Annotated in this window: 4 protein-coding genes; all 4 read right to left on the reverse strand. The window is 45.9% G+C overall.

All coding sequences use genetic code 11. The features are described from left to right. Window positions 1-234: transketolase family protein (locus MUP17_13000; GenBank protein MCJ7459886.1), on the reverse strand; the 234-nt coding region annotated here is incomplete at its 3' end. Window positions 235-251: 17 nt separating this feature from the next. Beyond that, window positions 252-1,076, reverse strand: a complete 825-nt coding sequence (locus tag MUP17_13005) for a transketolase (GenBank protein ID MCJ7459887.1) — start codon at window positions 1,074-1,076, stop codon at window positions 252-254. Further along, a complete protein-coding gene (gene gnd, locus MUP17_13010) occupies window positions 1,077-1,994 on the reverse strand; it encodes a decarboxylating 6-phosphogluconate dehydrogenase (protein MCJ7459888.1) in 918 nt (305 codons plus the stop codon). Window positions 1,995-2,206: 212 nt separating this feature from the next. Then, on the reverse strand, window positions 2,207-2,705 hold a 499-nt coding region (locus MUP17_13015; protein MCJ7459889.1), incomplete at its 5' end, for a hypothetical protein.

Genomic DNA, 2,705 nt, shown 5'->3' on the forward strand with positions numbered 1-2,705 from the left:
AAAGGAACAGGCAAAAGGGATAAGCCCGTCTAAGCTTAAACCTACGGATGTGCCTAAAATATCCTGCTCTGAGATCCCCAGATTAAAAAACCTTTCCGGGAATTCTTTTTTGAAATATTCAGCTCGTGTGGAATCCTCTAAGTCACCTGAAAGCACCACTATTTTTTTGTTTTTTCTTCCTAACTCTACCAGCGCTTCTCCAAATCCATCTCTTGTTGCTTTCATTTCTGCCATATCTTTCTCCCTTTGATCTAAAACCCCAACTCGGAAAGAGCGGTTTTAAGCTGCTCTTTATCAGGAGCTTTGCCGTGCCATTTTGCCTGCCCCTCCATAAAGGAGACCCCTTTTCCTTTGATTGTGCGGGCGATGATAAAAGTTGGCTTACCTTTTACCGTCTCCGCCTGGTCCAGTGCGTCTATCAACTGTTCAAAATCGTGTCCATTGACATCTATAACGTGCCAGCCAAAGCTTCTCCATTTGTCTGCCAGAGGCTCTTCGCGCTTTATTTCCTCTACCGGACCGTTTTCCTGAACCCCATTGCGATCCAGTATAGCACATACATTATCCAGTTTGTGATGCCCAGCAGTCATTGCTGCTTCCCATACCTGGCCCTCCTGGATTTCACCGTCTCCTAAAAGAGTGTAGACCCTGAAATTGACTCCGCGAATCTTGGCTCCCAGCGCGATTCCATTACCTACTGAGAAACCCTGGCCCAGAGAACCAGTGGAAAGCTCCACTCCCGGCACTCCTGCGTAAACGTGCCCCTGCAGCCTGCTCCCTAATTTTCGAAAGGTCTTAAGCTCCTCTTTTGGAAAATACCCGCAGTTGGCAAGAACCACATAAAGCAAAGGGCTGGCATGCCCCTTGGACATAATGAACCTGTCCCTCAAAGGCCAGGCAGGATTTTCCGGTTTATGCCGCATCTTGTGATAGTAAAGGGAGATCAGAATCTCCACCCCGGATAAAGACCCTCCTGGATGACCGCTTCCCGCCTCGGTAATGGTTTCTAAGATTTCCTTTCGAAACTGTCTGGCTTTTTCATTGAATTCATCCAGATTGATCTTTTTTGTAATCATCTATCTTTTCTCCTCAGGCTTTTTCCTTTTCACCTCGTGCCCTCCAAACTCGTTTCTCAAAGCAGCAATGACTTTGGCAGAGAAGGATTCTTTTTGACGGGAGCGAAACCGCTCCAGAAGCGAAAGGTTGATAACCGGGGCTGGCACCTCTTCATTGATTGCCTCAAGCACTGTCCATCGGCCTTCTCCGGAATCGATCACATACCCTTCTATTTCCTCCAAGTGAGGACTTTTTTTGAATGCATCCTCAGCCAGCTCTAAAAGCCAGGAGCGAACCACGCTACCCCGGTTCCATAAATGAGAGATCCCGGCAAGGTCTAACTTGAAATCTTTTTTTGCCTGCATTATCTCAAACCCCTCGCCATAGGCTTGAAGAAGGGCATATTCTATTCCGTTGTGAACCATCTTGACAAAATGCCCTGCCCCGTTTTCTCCCAGATGAGCGTAACCATCTTTTGGAGCAAGGGATTTAAATACCGGTTCCAGCTTCAGGAAAGCATCCTTTTCGCCGCCGACCATCAGGCAATATCCTACTTTCAAGCCCCAGATACCGCCGCTTGTGCCTACATCCAGAAAAAAGATACTCTTTTCTTTTAATTGCTCCGCTCTTTTTATGGAATCTTTATAGTATGAATTGCCTCCATCAATTATCACGTCTCCTTTTTGCAAAAGTGAGGAAAGAGAATTTATAGTGTCCTCGGTCGGTTCTCCAGCAGGAACCATAACCCAGACTGCACGTGGAGCCTCCAGCTTTTTTACCAGCTCTTCTAAGGAAGTGACAATTTCAGCACCTTTGGCACTAACTTCTTTTCTTGCTTCCTCGCTTAAATCATAGGCTACCACCTGATGGTTGTGCTGGAGTAAACGCTCAACCATGTTAGACCCCATTTTTCCTAAACCAACAAAGCCTATTTTCATACTTTGCCTCCTGAACTTGGTATGACGATACGTACTGCACTTGAGCTGTTTAAAATTCTTCTAACTGGGGGTTCCTGCCACAACAATTTAGTTTTTCTGGGAAATTTTGTCAATCCTTTTTGTAAAGGAATTCCGTCTCAAGGAGCATGCGCTTCGGAAGCCTGATATACCTGCATTTTTTCGTAGTCGCGTTCGACAATGAGTCAGTAAATTTATCCTTGATAAGATTCGATTGTTTCCTTTAGTGCCTGGCGAATAGGTGTATAGGTGATCCCCAACTCCCTTTCTGCTTTACTCCCATCGAACCTGAACCCCTTTTTCATTGTCCTGATCTGATCCCGGGACATTCCCCATAAAGGAGGTTTTTTTATGATATTTGCAACTTGGGTCAGAATGAAAGCATTTAGCGTAACCAGAGGATCAGGTAAGCGGAACTTCGGTAAGGGGACCCCGGAGATTTCCCTGATCATCTCATTGATTTCTCGCATCGATAGCCGGTATTTCCCCACCAGATATTTCTCTCCAAGGTTATTTTCCTTTTCTAATGCCTTGACAATAGCTTCAGCCACGTCCTTCACATATACCCAGGTGAGAACAGAATCTTCGAATACTCTGGCTGGTAACCGACGATGAATCAGATCATCAATATATTTGCCCGTGGCTTTGGGATCGCCGGGACCAAGAACAGCTCCTGGATAAACCAGAAGCAGG

Source organism: Candidatus Zixiibacteriota bacterium, assembly GCA_022865345.1.
In the GTDB taxonomy this organism is placed as follows: Bacteria; Zixibacteria; MSB-5A5; order MSB-5A5; family RBG-16-43-9; genus RBG-16-43-9.